Here is a 14,915-nt window from a genome sequence, read left to right on the forward strand (position 1 = left end):
TTCGATTCACTTGAACAGCGTATCCGGATACTCCGGCTTCTGTTCGCGTGCCAACAGCGCACGCAATCCTTCTTCCGGGGTCTGCTCGCCATGCAGCACGGCGCGCACGCGGTCGGAGATGGGCAGGTCGATGCCATGACGGCGCGCCTGTCGCATCACTTCGTCGGCGGTCTGCACCGACTCGACCACCTGGCCGATTTCGCGGATGGCGTCCTGCAGCGTCTGCCCGCGGCCCAGGGCCAGGCCCAGGCGGCGGTTGCGCGACAGGTCGCCGGTGCAGGTCAGCACCAGGTCGCCCAGCCCCGCCAGGCCCATCAGCGTTTCCGGCTTGGCGCCGATCGCTGCCGCCAGACGCAGCATCTCGTTGAGGCCACGGGTGATCAGGCCGGCACGGGCGTTCAGGCCCAGCTGCATGCCATCGGCGACGCCGGTGGCCACGGCCAGCACGTTCTTCATCGCACCGCCCAGCTCGGCACCGACCATGTCGTCGCCGGTGTAGGCGCGGAACGCCGGACCGTGCATCGCCTCGGCCACCGTCTGCGCGAACTCGGGCACGTCGCCGTGCACGGTGATCGCGGTCGGCAGGCCCAGGGTGACTTCCTTGGCGAACGACGGCCCGGTGACAACGGCCAGCGGCACGTCCTCGCCCAGCACTTCGCGCGCTACTTCATGCAGGAAGCGGCCAGAGCCGGGCTCGAAGCCCTTGGTGGCCCAGGCCACACCGGCACCGGCCGGACGCAGCGGCGCCAGCGCGCGCACGGTTTCACCGAATGCATGCGACGGGGTCACCACCAGGATCCAGGCCGCACCTTCCACCGCCGACGCGAGGTCGGTGGTGGCGCGCAGCGATTCCGGCAACGGAATGCCCGGCAGGTAACGCGGATTCTCGTGGCGCTGGTCGATGGCCTCAACCACGGCAGCATCGCGCCCCCACAGCACGGTCTGGCGACCGTGGCGGGCGAGCAGCGTCGCCAGCGCGGTTCCCCAGGAACCGGCGCCGAGTACGGCAATCTTGTCAGCGGTAGTGCTCATCCGTGACGTCGCGGCCGGGATCAGGCGTTGCCGGCCGGCTCGGAGTCAGCCAGCGACGGTGCGTCGCCCTGCTCCTGGCGCTGGCGCAGGGTTTCTGCGTACAGGCCTTCGAAGTTGATCGGCTGCAGGAAGAACGGCGGGAAGCCGCCGGCCTGGATCAGGTCGCTGACCAGCTGGCGCACGTACGGGAACAGGATGTTCGGGCACTGGGTGCCGAGCAGCACGTCGATCGACTGCGGGTCCAGGCCGACCAGGCCGAACACGCCTGCCTGCTTCACTTCGGCCACGTACGCGGTGCGCTCACCGGCCTGGCAGGTCAGGGTCACGGCCAGCACGACTTCAAAGGCATTCTCGCCCAGACGCTGGACCTGCTGGTTCAGGTTGAGCTGCAGTTCCGGCTGCACCTGGTCGTTGAAGATCGACGGGGCATTCGGCGACTCGAAGGAAACGTCCTTGACGTAGATCTTCTCGACGGTGAACGCGGGGCCGGTGGCGGCATCGACCGGCGCGACAGCGCCGTTGGTGGTCTCTTCGGACATTTCCAGTAACTCCAGTGAATGCAATGAAAACGATGGTCGAATTACTGCGATGGGGGCGGCGGAGGGCGCAAACAAGGCCACATCCGCCACCGCCTGCTATCAGTTGCGGCCCTTGACCAGCGGCAGTTCTGCCTGCTGCCACGCGGGGATGCCGCCGTCGAGCACGAAGACCTTCTCGAAGCCGGCCTTCTTCAGCGCCTTGGCGGCGGTCTCGGACGCGTTGCCGCTGCGGCACACCAGTACCACCGGGGCCTGCTTGGCGTTGGCCACCAGCTTGTGCTCGGGGCCGAACGCGCTGGCCTGGGCACTGCGGCTGCCGGCGATGTGGCCCTTTTCGAAATCAGCGCTGGGCGACAGATCAACCACCACCGTGCCGCCCGCGTTGATCAGCTGGGTCAGTTCGGCGGGCTTGATGCCCTTGAAGCCCCGGAACAGGCGGCGGATTTCGGTGACGATGAGGGCCACGGTCAGGCCGACCAGGGCCGCGGACAGCATCGGGTTTCGGCCTGCGAAGGCCAGCAACTCTTCGTAATTCACTCAGGTCACGGGTCGATTAAGCGGGCGCCGATTGTCGCACAAGCCGGACGCGACCCGTCACTGCCCCTGCCAGAGGTCCGGCAGGCCCGCACTCTGCCACCAGCGCTTGGCTTCCGGATCCCAGCGCCAGCGCTCGGTCACCACCACGGTGCGCTCGGCCTGGGTGTTCTGGTTGATCACCCCGATTTCGACCCGGCGCTCGACCTGGCCGCCGTCCAGCGATGCGCTGCTGCGCTCGCGGTAGGACGACACGCGCAGCTGCGCATAGCGGTTGAGCTCGAACTCGGTCGGCGGCTTGGTCTTGCGCAGCTGCGGGTCCAGATAGGCGATGGCGTCGTCCATGCTGCCCCAGCGGATGGTGGCACCGTAGGCGATCTGGGTCTCTTCCAGCAGCTTGCGCTGCTTGCGGCTGAGGTCGTCGGCGGCAGCGCCGGCGGCGGCGCTGAGCAGCAGCAGGGAACACAGGAGGATCTGGATGAGGCGGCGCATCGGTGGGTTCCGCAGGGCGTCAGCCTGCCATCCTACCCTTTGGCGAAGGCAACGAAGCGACCGCTGAATTCGGCCGCGGCCTTGCCGTCGGCACCGGGCTGGGTGGCGACAATGCTGATGCGGGCCTTGCCGCGCTGGCGGAAGGTGGCCAGGAAGGTCTCCCAGGCGCCGCTTCCAGCCGCTTCGGCATGGGCATGCAGGTCTTCATAGACCGGTGCCAGGTAGCGCAGGTTGCTGTCGGCCACGTAGACCTCGGCGTCGTGGCCGGCCAGGCGCAGGCGCAGGCTGACCAGCGCCCAGCCGGACAGGGTCAGCACCGAGGCCAGGCTGCCACCGAACGCATTGCCCTTGTCATTGACGTTGGCCACCAGCGGCGCGGTGATGCGCAGCACGCCGTCGGCATAGCCATCCAGGCGGATCTGCATCGCGCGGACCGCCGGCATGCAGTCCAGCACGTCCTGCAGGGCAGCCAGCGAAGAGGTCAGGGCATCAACAGCCATCAGCAGCAACCACGACAACGAAGGGCCCGCATAATGACGGTAATGGCCAACCATACGATACCCACTGGCTGGACCCTGATCTCGCTGCGCCCGCAGGGCCAGCAGGCGGCGCTGCGCCATGCCGCAGCAGGGCTGGGAGGCCGTACCGTCGCGCTTTCGCCCTGGCGGCTGCAGCGTGTGCAGGGCAGCGCCGCGCGCCAGCAACTGCAACGCGCGCTGACCAGCGATCGGGTGGTGTTCACCAGCCCGGCAGCCGTGGCCGCAGCGGCCAGCCTGCTACCGCTGGCGGCGGCGCAGCGCAGCCCGTGGCTGACGGTGGGCGAAGGCACCGCGCGTGCCCTGCTGGCCCATGGCGTCGCTGACGTCCATGCGCCCCAGCGGATGGACAGCGAGGGCCTGCTGGCGATGCCGGTGCTGGGCGATGTGCGTGGCATGCAGATCGGGCTGGTGACCGCACCGGGAGGCCGGGGCCTGATTGCCGCTGAGTTGCAGGCCGCGGGCGCACAGATCACCCGCGCCGATGTCTACCGACGGCTGCCGCTGCGCTTGTCACGGCGCATGCTGGCGCGTTTGGCCCGTTCTCCAACGCCTTGGCTGCTGGCCATCAGCAGTGGCGAGGCATTGCAGCGTTTCTGGCAGCAGCTGCCTGCGCACTGGCAGCAGCGGCTGCGGGCAAACGCGATCGCGCTTGTGGCCAGCGACCGGCTGGGCGCGCAGGCGCAGGCCCTGGGGCTGACCCGGGTGGTGCGCAGCGAGGGCCCTACCAGCGTTCAGTTGATGGCCGCTGCACACACTGCGCTCACCGGCCCGGCAGCGACCTGAACAGGCACCCGGCAGCGGCTTGCCGGTGTCGTCGGCAACAGTGATGCTGTGCACAACGCTGCCTGCCGGATCTGTTCCGGCATTGCCGCCGACAAGGAAGCCCGATGAACGACACTCTGCCGCCCGCTCCATCGCCCCATCGCCCCATGCGCTGGCTGCTGCCGCTTGCCGTGCTGGCGGTGCTGGGCGCGGGCGGCTATGCCGGCTACCACTATTGGCAGAAGCAGCAGAGCGACCAGCTGGCGCAGGCGCAGACCACCGCCGTGCAGCTGAAGGGGCTGGAGGCTACGGTCGAGGCCCTGCGCCGCGACCAGCGTGCTGCCAGCCAGCGCTTGCAGGATGCAGCCACCACCAACCGGGTGCTGCGCGACGAAGTGCTGGGCCTGTCGCAACGCAGTGCCCTGCTGGAAGAAAACCTGGCCAAGCTGGCCGACAGCGCCAACCAGGGCCGTCAGGCCGTGCAGCGCGATGAGGCCGAACTGCTGCTGACCCAGGCCGCACAGCGGCTGGCCTTCGCCGATGACGTGGAAGGCTCACGCCGGCTGTATGCGCTGGCCGCCACTGCATTGGCCGATCTGCCCGACAGCGACGGCCTGAACCTGCGCCAGGCACTGGTGCAGGAACGCAACGCGCTGGATGCGTTGGGCGCTGGCCCGCGCGTGCTGTCACTGCAACGCCTGGACGCGCTGGGCAAGGCCCTGCAGGGCCTGCCTTCGCAGATCGCGCAGACGCCGGCCAACAACACCGCAAAACCGTGGTGGCAGGCCGCGCTGGCGCCCTTCGTGGATATCACCCCGAGCCGCCTGAACGGCCCGCTGACGTCGGCCGAGCGCGCCACCATCGATACGGCGCTGCAGCTGGAACTGACCCTGGCCCGCGCAGCGATCGAGCGCGGCGACGGCAAAGGCCGCGATGCCGCGCTGAACAGAATCGATCTCTGGGCGCAGCGGCGCTGGCCGGATTCACCGGACCTGCGCGCGCAACGTGCTGAACTCCATGCCCTGCGCTCGCTGCCATTGCAGGCCGATGACACCGTGCTTGGCAGCACCCTGCAACAACTGCGTACCCAGACCGACCGGAGGTAAGCCCGTATGAAACCCCTGCAATCACTGGTCGTGCTGTTGCTGGCCGTGGCCATTGGCGTAGTTGCCGCGCAATGGCTCGGCACCGATGACCTGAACCGCTACGGCGAAGTGACCCTGCGCTATGGCGGCTACGACTACCACAGCAACCTGCCGAAGGTAGCGCTGCTGTCGGTGATCGGCGTGCTGGTGCTGTGGCTGCTGTGGAGCCTGATCGCCGCACCGTTCCGTGCCTGGGGCCGCTACCGCCGCAAGCAGGGCCGGGTGCGCCTGATCGATGGTCTGCTGGCCTATGAGCATGGCCAGTGGCAGCGCGCCGAGAAGCTGCTGGATGGCGCCGCCAAGGATCCGGAAGTGAGCGGGGTTGCCCTGGCCAATGCCGTGCGCAGCGCGCAGGTGCGGGCCGATGCACCCGCTGCAGAGGCGCTGCTGCAGCGCCTGGGCGAAAGCGATGCGACCTTGCAGGCACTGCTGCGTGCCGAGCAGCTGTTGGCCAACGATCTGCCGGTGGATGCGATCAACGCATTGGATGTGGCAGCGATCCAGCCGCTGCCGCCGCGTGGTCTGTGGCTGCGTACCGAAGCGCTGGCACGTGCCGGCCGCGCGCACGAGGCTTACGGCCAGCTGGGCGCACTGCGCCAGACCAAGGTGCTGCCGGCCGAGGCCAGCAGCGAGCTGGAAGCGCGCCTGGCCGCGCAGGCACTGCTGGAAGCGGGCGACGTCAACGCCCTGGCTGCGCAGTGGGAAGCCACGCCGAAGGCGCTGCGACCGACGCCGGACGTGGTTGCCGCCTATGCCACCCGTGCAGTTGCACTGGACTGGGACGAACCGGCACTGCTGGCGCTTGAGCAGGCGCTGGACCACCGCTGGGATGACGAACTGGTGGCCGTTTATGGCCGTCTGCCGGCCGAACGCCTGGCCACGCGCCAGGCCAACCTGCAGCGCTGGCGCAACGTGCATGACGACTCGGCCGCCCTGCGCCTGGCCCAGGGCCGCATCGCGCTGGCGCAGCAACAGTGGGACGCGGCCGATGCGTTCCTGCATGAAGCCATCGCCGCGGGTGCCGGTGCCCCTGCATGGGAAGCGCTGGGCGAAGCCTTCGCGCAACGTGGCGAACACGTGCTGGCCGCGCAGTGCCTGGCCAACGCGCTGCGCCTGCAGCGAGGCGAAGACAGCGTGGCGCTGGTGCGTGCACCGGCAGCGGTGGTTGACCCGCCGCTGCATGCGACCGTCGAGGAGCAGTCGATTGCACCGCTGCCGCCGGTGTACGACGCCAATGAAGAGCGCGACGCGTTTGGCAACCCGCGGATGCCGTGACCCTGGCTGAAGGTGTGCCGACCAACGGTCGGCACCCACCAGAGGATGCAATCTCGGCACCCACCAGGGGATGCAATCAACGAAAACGCCGCCCATCGGGCGGCGTTTTCAATTCCAACGTTGCCGGCCAGCGGCCGGCACTACCGTGGCGTTCAACGTTCGACGATCGCCACCACGCCCATGCCGCCGGCGGTGCAGATCGACACCAGCGCACGGCCACCGCCGCGCTCGGCCAACTGCTTGGCCGCCGTGGCGATCACGCGTGCACCGGTGGCGGCGAACGGGTGACCGGTGGCCAGCGACGAACCCAGCAGGTTGATCTTGTCCGGGTCGATGCGGCCCATCGGCGCATCCAGGCCGAGGCGGTTGCGGCAGTAATCCTCGCTCTCCCACGCACGCAGGGTGCACAGCACCTGTGCGGCGAAGGCTTCGTGGATCTCGTAGATGTCGAAGTCCTGCAGGGTCAGGCCGTTGCGCTTGAGCATCTCCGGCACGGCCACGGTCGGCGCCATCAACAGGCCTTCGCCGTGCACGAAATCGACGGCCGACACGTGTGCGTCGCGCAGGTAGGCCTGCGGCTCGTGGCCATGTGCGCGTGCCCACTCTTCGCTGGCCAGCAGCACCGCGGCTGCGCCATCGGTCAGCGGGGTGGAATTGGCGGCGGTCAGGGTGCCGCGGCCGGATACCTTGTCGAAGGCCGGCTTCAGCGTGGCCAGCTTCTCCAGCGAGGTGTCGGCACGCAGGATGTTGTCGCGCTCGACGCCGCGGAACGGTGCGATCAGGTCATTGAAGAAGCCGCGCTCATAGGCTGCGGCCAGCTTCTTGTGCGAGGACACCGCCCACTCGTCCTGCGAGTCGCGCGAGATGTTCCACTCCTTGGCCATGTCCTCGCAGTGGTCGCCCATGCTCTTGCCGGTACGCGGCTCGGCCACGCCCGGAAACTCCGGCTTGAGCTCGGCGAACTTGAAGCCGGAGGTCAGTGCGCGGATCTTGTCGCCGGTGCTCTTGGCACGGTTGGCAGCCAGCAGGCGCGCGCGCAGCTTCTTTCCGTACACGATCGGCACGTCGGACGTGGTGTCCGAACCACCGCCGATGCCGGACTCGATCTGGCCCAGGGCGATCTTGTTGGCAACGGTGATGATGCTGTCCAGCGAGGTGCCGCAGGCGCGCTGCAGGGTGATGCCGGGGGTCAAAGGCGACAGGCCCGAGGACAGCGTGGCTTCGCGACCCAGGTTCCAGTCGCTGGAGTGCTTGATGACCGCACCCATCGCCACTTCGCCCAGCTGCTGGCCGTGCAGGCCGAAGCGCTCGACCAGCGCTCCCAGCGTACGCACCGACATGCCGAGGTTGCCGACATCCGAATACGCGGTGTTCTGCCGGCAGAACGGAATGCGGACGCCACCGAGGATGGCGACGGGACGAGCGTTGGGCATGGAGATACCTGGCATGGATGAGGGTGTCTGCAACATGGCCTGCACGACAGAGCAGGCATAATGGGGCCAAGTGTAGCTGCCGCCCTGTGATGGGCCAACCGTGGAACCATGAGCAAACCCGACCCTGCGATGAATGCCCTTGGCGTGCTGGCCCTGGAACTGGCCGGCGGCGAAATCCCCCGCCAGGCGGTGCTCAGCGCTGAACAGGCCGGTGAACTGGCCGAACGCGTCGGCCGCGACCTGTCCAAGCTGGTGCCACAGGTGGCCGAGCTGGACCTGGTGTTCGCCGCCGCCCATTTCGATCCGGCCGAAGTCCTTCGCCCGGGCTGGCCGATCCATCGCCGCCTGGAAGAACTGCAGATGCGCGCGCCCGGTAGCAACCAGGGCCCGCGCGTGCTGGCCTTCGGCGCCGATGCCAGCGGTGATGTGCCGCTGCCGTTCCAGGCCGACGCTACCCTGGTAGGCGGTGGCCTGCGGGTGGTGCCGTTCCTGCTGACCGGTACCGACGTGGCCACCACGACAGCCGTGGCCGATGCCCTGGAAGAGGTGCTGCTGGCCAATGGCATGGCCCATGCCGATACCGCGCTGATGGCACAGAACACGTTCGGTGCGCGCGTCGAGCACGCACGCTATTTCACCGTGAACGACCTGGCCGCGATGATGTCGATGCAGTACGACAACCAGGGACTGGCCGCGCTGTGGCCGCTGATTGAAACCGCGATCATGGCCCCGGGCCAGGACGAGTGGCTGAGTGACGCGCCCGAGCCGTTGCTGCGCTATACGCAGGGCGAAGCGCGCATGGCGCTGTTCGACCCGGCCGGCTGGTGCGCGCATTACAACCACGGCAAGGGCGACTGCGAGCGCCTGCAGGGCATCTACGAGCAGTTCCTGATGCGCCAGCGGCAGATGGCCGCGGTGCTGGAAGCGCACGGTGTGCCGGTGCTGTTCGTGCATTGCGAAGCCGGCCAGGACGCGCGCGAGCTGCTGGCGCGCTGACGTCCAGGTAATGCCGCCGGGCATGGCCCGGCGCTACCGTATTCCGTGCGTAGCGCCGGGCCATGCCCGGCGGATCAACTGAAAAACGCCGGCTTGCGCCGGCGTTTTCGTTTTCTTACGGTGCCTTGTTGATCACCGCGCACGCCAGTCGCGCGCCGGCGTTGCCGGTCGGCTGGGTCTTGTAGTCGTCCGCGTCGGCGTGGACGATCAGGCCGCGGCCGATGATGTCGAAATCATCACCCTTGCCGATGTTGACGTTGCTCGACACCGGGCTGTCGATGGTGGCTACGCCCTTGTCGTCGGCCTTGATGTTGGGCATGTCGCCACCGTGGTGCGGATCGGTGGCCACGTTGCCGTGGTCCTGCTTGCCCGGATTGAAGTGGCCGCCGGCGCTCATGCCGTCCGGCGCGCTGCAGTCACCCTTCTCGTGGATGTGGAAGCCGTGCTCGCTGCCCGGCTTCAGGCCACTGATCTGGCCGGATGCGTGCACCTTGCCGTCGACCAGCTTGAAGGTGATCGAGCCCTTGGTTTCATTGCCCTGGGTCGGTGCCAGTTCGGCAGTGGCCGAGGCATCGGCTGCCGGGGCCGCTGCGGTAGCCGGTGCAGTGGCCGGATCGGCCGGTGCTGCCGAACCTTCGGCCGGGGTGGTGGCCGGGGCTTCGGCTGCCGGTGCTGCCGGCTGCTGGTTGCAGGCGGCAAGGCCCAGTGCAGCGATGGCCGCGAACAGCGAAGTGTGGATCAGACGCATGAAAACTCTCCTTGGGAAATGCCGGTGGTGTGATCAGCGGGTTACCCGGATCACGCCGCAGGCGATGCGGACGCCGGCATTGCCGGCGGGCTGGCTGCGATAGTCGTCGGCCCTGGCATGCACGACCAGTGCACGCCCGGCGATATCCGTGGCGGCGCCTCCGCCCAGGGTAACGCCCTTCAGATGCACATCGATGTTGGCGCGGCCCTGCGCGTCTGCCTGCAGGTTGTCGATGTCACCGAGGTGGTGCTTGCCGCTGCCTGCACGACCGTGGGCGACGCCGGCGGGATTGAAGTGGTTGCCGGCGCTGCTGGCGTCCACCGCGCTGCAGTCACCGCGCTCGTGGATGTGGAAGCCGGCCTGCTGCATCGGCTGCAGGCCGCCAACCAGGCCGGTCAAGTGCACGCCACCGCTTTCGGTCTTCAACACCAGACGGCCGCTGACGATGCTGGCCGAGGCTGGCGCCAGGTTGGCTTCGGCCAGCTGGGCCACGGGCGTGGTGACCACCGGCGGCGGTGTGGGCTGCGGCTTCTTCGGTGCGCTGCCACAGGCAGACAGGAGCACGGCAGCGGACAGCGGCAGAAGGGCGAAGGACAAACGCATCGAGGACTCCTTGCAGGTAACACTACGGACGGCATCGTCCATGGAGGATCAACAGTTCGGCAAGCGGGTGCGAGGATCGCGTGCAGGCACCGTTCAATGGCCGCCGCGGCGGCGACCGGCGCCCAGCTTGCGGGTAAGCGTATTGCGGCCGAGGCCCAGGCGCGCGGCGGCTTCGGCGCGACGACCGTGGGTGATCTGCAGGGCGGCCTCCAACAGGGCGTGGTCGACCCGTTCGCGCACCTGCGCGTGCAGGCCCTCGGTGCCCTCGGCCAGCTGCCGGCGTGCCCATTCGGACAGCAGCGCTTCCCATTGGCCCGGGTCACCGGCGGCCGCGCTGCTGCGCCGGCTGCGGGTGCGGTTGAGCGCGGTATCAACATCAGCCACACCGATGGTGTCGGCGGCGGCCAGTGCGGCCATGCGCCAGCACACGTTTTCCAGTTCGCGGACGTTGCCCGGCCAGTCGTGCTCGCGCAGCGCCTGCAGGGCGGCGGCGGTCAGCCGCTTGGGCGGCGTATCGAGCCTGCGCGCGGCAGCCGCCAGGAACGTGGTGGCCAGTTGCGCGATGTCCTCGCGGCGCTCGCGCAGCGGCGGCAGCTGCAGGCGCACCACATCCAGGCGGTGCAGCAGGTCGGCTCGGAATTTTCCCTGCGCGACCAGTCCTTCCAGATCCTGGTGGGTGGCGGCGACCACGCGCACATCGACGCGGATCAGTTCGCGTCCGCCCACGCGGAAGAATTCGCCCTGGGCGAGCACGCGCAGCAGGCGCGTCTGCAACGGCAACGGCATGTCACCGATTTCATCGAGGAACAGGGTGCCGCCGTTGGCCTGCTCGAAACGGCCGATGTGGCGCCGCTGCGCCCCGGTGAACGCACCCGCTTCATGACCGAACAGCTCGCTTTCCAGCAGCTCGGCGGGAATGGCGGCGGTGTTCAGCGCGACGAACGGATGCTGCGCACGCGGTGATTCGCGGTGCAGCGCGTTGGCCACCAGCTCCTTGCCGGTACCGGTTTCGCCGATGATCAACACCGCCAATGGCGCCTGCGCGAGGCGGCCGATGGCGCGGAACAGCGCGCGCATCGGTGGCGTATCGCCCACCAGTTGCGGCGGCTGGTCGCTGGCGGCTTCTGCCGCGGGCGTCGGCGCGGCCATGGCCGGCGCCACCGCAGGCAGCACGCGCTGGGCCAGTGCCACCGCGTCGTCCAGATCGAACGGCTTGGACAGGAACTCGTGCGCACCGCCGCGGAACGCACCGGCGGTACTGGCGACGTCGGTGTAGGCCGACATCACCACCACCGGCAGCTGCGGCAGCGCGGCCTTCAGCTTGTCCAGCAGCACCAGGCCATCGTCGCCGGGCATGCGCACGTCGGTGAACAGCAGCGCAGGCGGCGGGCTATCAGCCAGCGCCTGCAGTGCGGGGGCGGCGCTGTCGAAGTCGACCACCTGGTAGCCGGCCTCACGCAGCGCGGTGCACAACACGAAGCGCACGGCGCGGTCATCGTCGACCACCCAGATGCACGGCGGGGACACGGAAGACTCAGACATCGCGCGGGGCCTCCTCGGCGGCGGCGGTGCCGTTGCCGATCGGCAGCAGCAGGGTGAATACGGTATGGCCCGGGCGCGACCGGTAGGTCAGCGTGCCGCGATGCTCGCGCGCGACCTGCTGGGCCAGCGCCAGGCCCAGGCCGGTGCCTTCGGCGCGACCGCTGACCAGGGGCAGGAACAGGTGTTCGGCCAGTTCTTCGGGTACGCCACGGCCGTCGTCGGCGATTTCCAGCCGCAACGCCAGGGTGTGCAGCTGCTCGGCGATGCGCACACCGTGTTCAACGCGGGTGCGCAGGGTGATGTTGCCGGCACCGGCCTGGATGGCATTGCGCACCAGGTTCCATACCGCCTGGGTGAGGCGGTCGGCGTCGCCATCGAATTCGGGGATGCTGGGGTCGTAGTCGCGCTGCAGGCGCACGGCCCAGCCGGCCTCGTTCTCGGCCAGGCGCAGCACCCGCTCCAGCGCGGCGTGGATGTTCAGCGCCGCATGTGGCGCGGCGGGTGCCGGTGACAGCAGCTGCTCCAGCAGGCCATTGAGCCGCTCGATCTCCGAGCCGATCAGGTCGATCAGTTCGCGTTCGCTGGCATCGCGCTGCGCCGCGCGGCGGGCCAGCAGCTGTGCGGCGCCCTTCAACCCGGCCAGCGGATTGCGCAGTTCGTGCGCCAGGCCCTTCAGCGCTGCGCTGAGCGCGCTGGGCAGGGCCTGGGTCGGGTCGAGCCCGGGGAACTCATCGACCGGATGCGCCTCCAGCAGCCAGCCGCCATCGTCGCGGCGGCTCATCCAGCCTTCGGCAAAACGCGCGGCTTCGCCCGGCAGCGCCAACGCCAGCCGGTTCAGGCGCAGGCTGTCGCGCTCATCGCGTGCCAGGAAATGGGCCAGCGCCTCACCCTGCACTTCCAGCGCGGCCAACGGCTGGCCGAGCAGGCGACGGCCGCTGACGCCCAGCCAGCGCGCGAAGGCCGGGTTGCAGCCGGCGATGCGGCCATCGGGCCCGGCCCAGGCCAGCGGCGTGCCGAGGGCATCGAGGGACGGCGGGGGCGCGGGGTCGGACATTGCACCAATGTAGTGCAAAACGTGGGTGTGGGGTCAGAGCCCTTTCCTCGCGGAAAGGGATCTGACCCCTTGCGCTGCGGGGTCCGGGGTCGGATCCCTTTCCGTCAGGAAAGGGCCTGACCCCTGCAGGTCGAGCAAGCTCGACCACTACCGGCTTTGCGGTTACAGCTTCATGTTGAGGCCGACGAAGACCGCGCGGCCCGGGGCGGGCGAGAACATCGGCCGGGCGCTGTCCCAGAAGAAGCTGTCGTACCACGCGTAGGCATACTCGCGGCCGGTGACGTTCTTCAGCTGCAGGTCCACGCTCCAGGCCGGGGTGATCTGATACTTCGCGCTGAGGTCGAGCACGGCGAAGCCGCCGAACTTGCCAGTGGCGTTGCGCTCTTCCAGGTAGTAATCGCCCTGCGCGCGCACCTGCAGGCCCAGTTGCAGGGCATCGCTGGCCTGGTAATCCAGGCCGAGGTTGCTGATGTGGCGCGGGGTGGCGGCCACTTCGCGTCCCTGCAGGGTCACGCCAGCGGCGCGGTCGTCGCGGGTGATCTTCGCCTCCTGGTAGGCATGCGAGGCCCACAGCGTCCACGCGTCACCCAGCTGCGCGCTGATCTGCGCATCCACGCCGCGGCGGCGGGTCTTGCCCAGCATGACCGTGGTGCCGGTGGCCGGCATGTTGGACACTTCGTTTTCCGCGTCCTGCTGCCATACCGCCAGCCGGGCCTGGCTGCCGGCGAAGGGCTGGAATTTCAGGCCCAGCTCGATGCCGGTGTTGGTGGAGGGCTGCATCGGTGCCTGCCCCGGGGTGAGGTAGGCCGGCGCGGTGGAACCAGTCAGCACCTGGAAAGTACGGCCCCAGTTGGCGTAGATGTGCGTGTACTCACCCAGGCTGTGGATGACACTCAGTTTGGGCTGGCCGATGCTGCCGTAGTCCTGCAGGCGGCCGGTGGCGCCGTTCATCAGCCGGGTGTGGCCGCTGAAACGGTCCACGCGGTAGGCCGGCACGATCTTCCACGCTTCGACCGGCTGGTAGATGGCCTGCACGTAGGCGCCCCAGTTGTCGAAGCTGTGGCGGTCGTTGTTCTGCACGCGTGCCGGTACCTGGCTGAAATCGGTGGGCTCGGCGTAGGCGTAGCGCTCGCGACGGTAGCCATTGTCCTGCTGCTCGTAGTTCAGCCCGCCTTCCACGGTAAGCATGGGGCTGGCCTGCCAGGTGAGCGTGCCGAGCAGGCCTGCCTGGCGCTCGTCCCAGACACGACGCTGGCGCGGCAGGTTGCCGCTGGGCAGGTCACTGAAGGTCACACGACGGTCGTCTTCATAGCGGTTGTAGTACAGCCGCGTGCCGAAGGTCACCGCGTCGGACAGCTTCATGTCCAGGTGCGCGGCGAACTGACGCATGTCGCGGTCATCGCCGTCATTGGCGTTGCGCAGGTCGCTGCCACGGCGGCCCGCATGCAGCTCTTCCGCGGTCATGAAACCGGGTTCGTCGGCCTCGTGATGGTAGGCGCGCGCGGTCAGGCCGATGCGCAGCCCCTCCTCCAGCGAGCCGAAGAACCACTTGCCGCCCAGCGCGTATTTCTTCGAGCTGTCGTGGTCGCGATAACCGTCACTGGCCTGGGTGCCGACGAAGTAGTTCTGCGCGAAGCCGTCGGCTTCGCGGCCCACCGCCAGCTGCACATCGCGGGTGTTGTAGCTGCCATAGGCCAGCCGCGCGTCGGTGTAGGTTCCGCCCTGGCGCGTGCCGAAGTTCACGTTGCCGCCGATGTTGTGCAGGCCGTAGCGCGGATCGTTGGTACCGCGCACCACTTCGATGTAGCTGATTTCCAGCGGGAACAGCATGTCGATGAAGCGCTGGTTGCCGCTGTTGACGTTGCTGGGGATACCGTCGATCAGCGTCTTGATGGCATTGAGGTAGCCCTCGCCGTTGAAGGCGCGGAAGCTGACCTTGCCCGACTCGGCGCCCTGCCGGGTTTCGGTCAGCTGGATGCCGGGCATCTGCCCGAGCAGTTCCCAGCTGTGCGACACGTTGCGGTTTTCGATCTGGTCCGCGCCCAGCACGTCCACCGAGGTCAGCACCTGGTGTGCGCTCAGCTGCCCCTCGCTGTGCTGGTGCACATCGACCTTGCCCAGGGTGAGCGCGGCGTCGGCGGACTGGGCGAATGCTTCAGGGGCGAACGGGGCGGCCGCGAGCGCGGCCACCAGCGTGGGAGTCTTCATCAGGGGGCGGGCG

General features: G+C 68.7%; 15 protein-coding genes. 4 read left to right on the forward strand and 11 right to left on the reverse strand.

The features are described 5' to 3' along the window. Positions 1-6: 6 nt before the first annotated feature. The 5 genes from ABIA73_RS05915 to ABIA73_RS05935 all read right to left on the reverse strand — a co-directional run bounded on the left by ABIA73_RS05915 (position 7) and on the right by ABIA73_RS05935 (position 3,097). Positions 7-1,032 carry an NAD(P)H-dependent glycerol-3-phosphate dehydrogenase gene (locus tag ABIA73_RS05915; RefSeq protein WP_025875929.1) on the reverse strand — a complete coding sequence of 342 codons (1,026 nt, stop codon included), beginning with the start codon at positions 1,030-1,032 and terminating at the stop codon, positions 7-9. Between the two features lie 20 nt (positions 1,033-1,052). Beyond that, on the reverse strand, positions 1,053-1,571 hold the full coding sequence (gene secB, locus ABIA73_RS05920) for a protein-export chaperone SecB (protein ID WP_025875931.1): 519 nt from the start codon (positions 1,569-1,571) through the stop codon (positions 1,053-1,055). Positions 1,572-1,670: 99 nt separating this feature from the next. After that, positions 1,671-2,108: a rhodanese-like domain-containing protein gene (locus tag ABIA73_RS05925; RefSeq protein ID WP_025875933.1), complete on the reverse strand. Its 438-nt coding sequence runs from the start codon at positions 2,106-2,108 to the stop codon at positions 1,671-1,673. Between the two features lie 57 nt (positions 2,109-2,165). After that, positions 2,166-2,597 (reverse strand): hypothetical protein, encoded by a 432-nt coding sequence (locus ABIA73_RS05930; protein ID WP_080150286.1) that lies wholly within the window; start codon positions 2,595-2,597, stop codon positions 2,166-2,168. 32 nt (positions 2,598-2,629) lie between these two features. After that, positions 2,630-3,097 carry a YiiD C-terminal domain-containing protein gene (locus ABIA73_RS05935; RefSeq protein ID WP_032951885.1) on the reverse strand — a complete coding sequence of 156 codons (468 nt, stop codon included), beginning with the start codon at positions 3,095-3,097 and terminating at the stop codon, positions 2,630-2,632. Between the two features lie 33 nt (positions 3,098-3,130). Between ABIA73_RS05935 and ABIA73_RS05940 the strand changes: the two genes are divergently transcribed. The 3 genes from ABIA73_RS05940 to ABIA73_RS05950 all read left to right on the forward strand — a co-directional run bounded on the left by ABIA73_RS05940 (position 3,131) and on the right by ABIA73_RS05950 (position 6,318). After that, positions 3,131-3,919 carry a uroporphyrinogen-III synthase gene (locus ABIA73_RS05940; protein ID WP_099844607.1) on the forward strand — a complete coding sequence of 263 codons (789 nt, stop codon included), beginning with the start codon at positions 3,131-3,133 and terminating at the stop codon, positions 3,917-3,919. Positions 3,920-4,023: 104 nt separating this feature from the next. Further along, a complete protein-coding gene (locus ABIA73_RS05945; protein WP_059063155.1) occupies positions 4,024-5,004 on the forward strand; it encodes a uroporphyrinogen-III C-methyltransferase in 981 nt (326 codons plus the stop codon). 6 nt (positions 5,005-5,010) lie between these two features. Further along, a complete protein-coding gene (locus tag ABIA73_RS05950; protein ID WP_032978029.1) occupies positions 5,011-6,318 on the forward strand; it encodes a heme biosynthesis HemY N-terminal domain-containing protein in 1,308 nt (435 codons plus the stop codon). A 152-nt stretch (positions 6,319-6,470) separates the two neighbouring features. On the opposite strand, the gene ABIA73_RS05955 is transcribed toward ABIA73_RS05950, so the two are convergent. Continuing rightward, positions 6,471-7,766 carry an acetyl-CoA C-acetyltransferase gene (locus tag ABIA73_RS05955; RefSeq protein WP_088100805.1) on the reverse strand — a complete coding sequence of 432 codons (1,296 nt, stop codon included), beginning with the start codon at positions 7,764-7,766 and terminating at the stop codon, positions 6,471-6,473. A gap of 93 nt (positions 7,767-7,859) precedes the next feature. On the opposite strand from ABIA73_RS05955, the gene ABIA73_RS05960 reads away from it, so the two are divergent. Then, on the forward strand, positions 7,860-8,747 hold the full coding sequence (locus ABIA73_RS05960; RefSeq protein WP_025875947.1) for a hypothetical protein: 888 nt from the start codon (positions 7,860-7,862) through the stop codon (positions 8,745-8,747). A gap of 115 nt (positions 8,748-8,862) precedes the next feature. On the opposite strand, the gene ABIA73_RS05965 is transcribed toward ABIA73_RS05960, so the two are convergent. The 5 genes from ABIA73_RS05965 to ABIA73_RS05985 form a co-directional block, all read right to left on the reverse strand. Continuing rightward, positions 8,863-9,495, reverse strand: a complete 633-nt coding sequence (locus tag ABIA73_RS05965; protein WP_080150281.1) for a superoxide dismutase family protein — start codon at positions 9,493-9,495, stop codon at positions 8,863-8,865. A gap of 33 nt (positions 9,496-9,528) precedes the next feature. Next, positions 9,529-10,098 carry a superoxide dismutase family protein gene (locus ABIA73_RS05970; RefSeq protein WP_025875951.1) on the reverse strand — a complete coding sequence of 190 codons (570 nt, stop codon included), beginning with the start codon at positions 10,096-10,098 and terminating at the stop codon, positions 9,529-9,531. Between the two features lie 93 nt (positions 10,099-10,191). Further along, complete coding sequence (gene ntrC / locus ABIA73_RS05975; RefSeq protein WP_309909217.1) at positions 10,192-11,640, reverse strand: nitrogen regulation protein NR(I); 1,449 nt, start codon at positions 11,638-11,640, stop codon at positions 10,192-10,194. Next, positions 11,633-12,694: a two-component system sensor histidine kinase NtrB gene (locus ABIA73_RS05980; protein WP_033832857.1), complete on the reverse strand. Its 1,062-nt coding sequence runs from the start codon at positions 12,692-12,694 to the stop codon at positions 11,633-11,635. Before ABIA73_RS05980 ends, ntrC begins: the two co-directional genes overlap by 8 nt. 162 nt (positions 12,695-12,856) lie before the next feature. Continuing rightward, on the reverse strand, positions 12,857-14,902 hold the full coding sequence (locus tag ABIA73_RS05985; protein ID WP_354275539.1) for a TonB-dependent receptor: 2,046 nt from the start codon (positions 14,900-14,902) through the stop codon (positions 12,857-12,859). Positions 14,903-14,915 lie beyond the last annotated feature (13 nt).

It is taken from the genome of Stenotrophomonas sp. 2694, from assembly GCF_040548715.1.
Classification (GTDB): Bacteria; Pseudomonadota; Gammaproteobacteria; order Xanthomonadales; family Xanthomonadaceae; genus Stenotrophomonas; species Stenotrophomonas indicatrix.

Bases quoted from the DNA above. Each gene is read 5' to 3' on its own strand.
- ABIA73_RS05915 (WP_025875929.1), bottom strand. From the start codon at position 1,032: ATGAGCACTACCGCTGACAAGATTGCCGTACTCGGCGCCGGTTCCTGG.
- secB (WP_025875931.1), bottom strand. From the start codon at position 1,571: ATGTCCGAAGAGACCACCAACGGCGCTGTCGCGCCGGTCGATGCCGCC.
- ABIA73_RS05930 (WP_080150286.1), bottom strand. From the start codon at position 2,597: ATGCGCCGCCTCATCCAGATCCTCCTGTGTTCCCTGCTGCTGCTCAGC.
- ABIA73_RS05935 (WP_032951885.1), bottom strand. From the start codon at position 3,097: ATGGCTGTTGATGCCCTGACCTCTTCGCTGGCTGCCCTGCAGGACGTG.
- ABIA73_RS05940 (WP_099844607.1), top strand. From the start codon at position 3,131: ATGACGGTAATGGCCAACCATACGATACCCACTGGCTGGACCCTGATC.
- ABIA73_RS05945 (WP_059063155.1), top strand. From the start codon at position 4,024: ATGAACGACACTCTGCCGCCCGCTCCATCGCCCCATCGCCCCATGCGC.
- ABIA73_RS05950 (WP_032978029.1), top strand. From the start codon at position 5,011: ATGAAACCCCTGCAATCACTGGTCGTGCTGTTGCTGGCCGTGGCCATT.
- ABIA73_RS05955 (WP_088100805.1), bottom strand. From the start codon at position 7,766: ATGCCAGGTATCTCCATGCCCAACGCTCGTCCCGTCGCCATCCTCGGT.
- ABIA73_RS05960 (WP_025875947.1), top strand. From the start codon at position 7,860: ATGAGCAAACCCGACCCTGCGATGAATGCCCTTGGCGTGCTGGCCCTG.
- ABIA73_RS05965 (WP_080150281.1), bottom strand. From the start codon at position 9,495: ATGCGTCTGATCCACACTTCGCTGTTCGCGGCCATCGCTGCACTGGGC.
- ABIA73_RS05970 (WP_025875951.1), bottom strand. From the start codon at position 10,098: ATGCGTTTGTCCTTCGCCCTTCTGCCGCTGTCCGCTGCCGTGCTCCTG.
- ntrC (WP_309909217.1), bottom strand. From the start codon at position 11,640: ATGTCTGAGTCTTCCGTGTCCCCGCCGTGCATCTGGGTGGTCGACGAT.
- ABIA73_RS05980 (WP_033832857.1), bottom strand. From the start codon at position 12,694: ATGTCCGACCCCGCGCCCCCGCCGTCCCTCGATGCCCTCGGCACGCCG.
- ABIA73_RS05985 (WP_354275539.1), bottom strand. From the start codon at position 14,902: ATGAAGACTCCCACGCTGGTGGCCGCGCTCGCGGCCGCCCCGTTCGCC.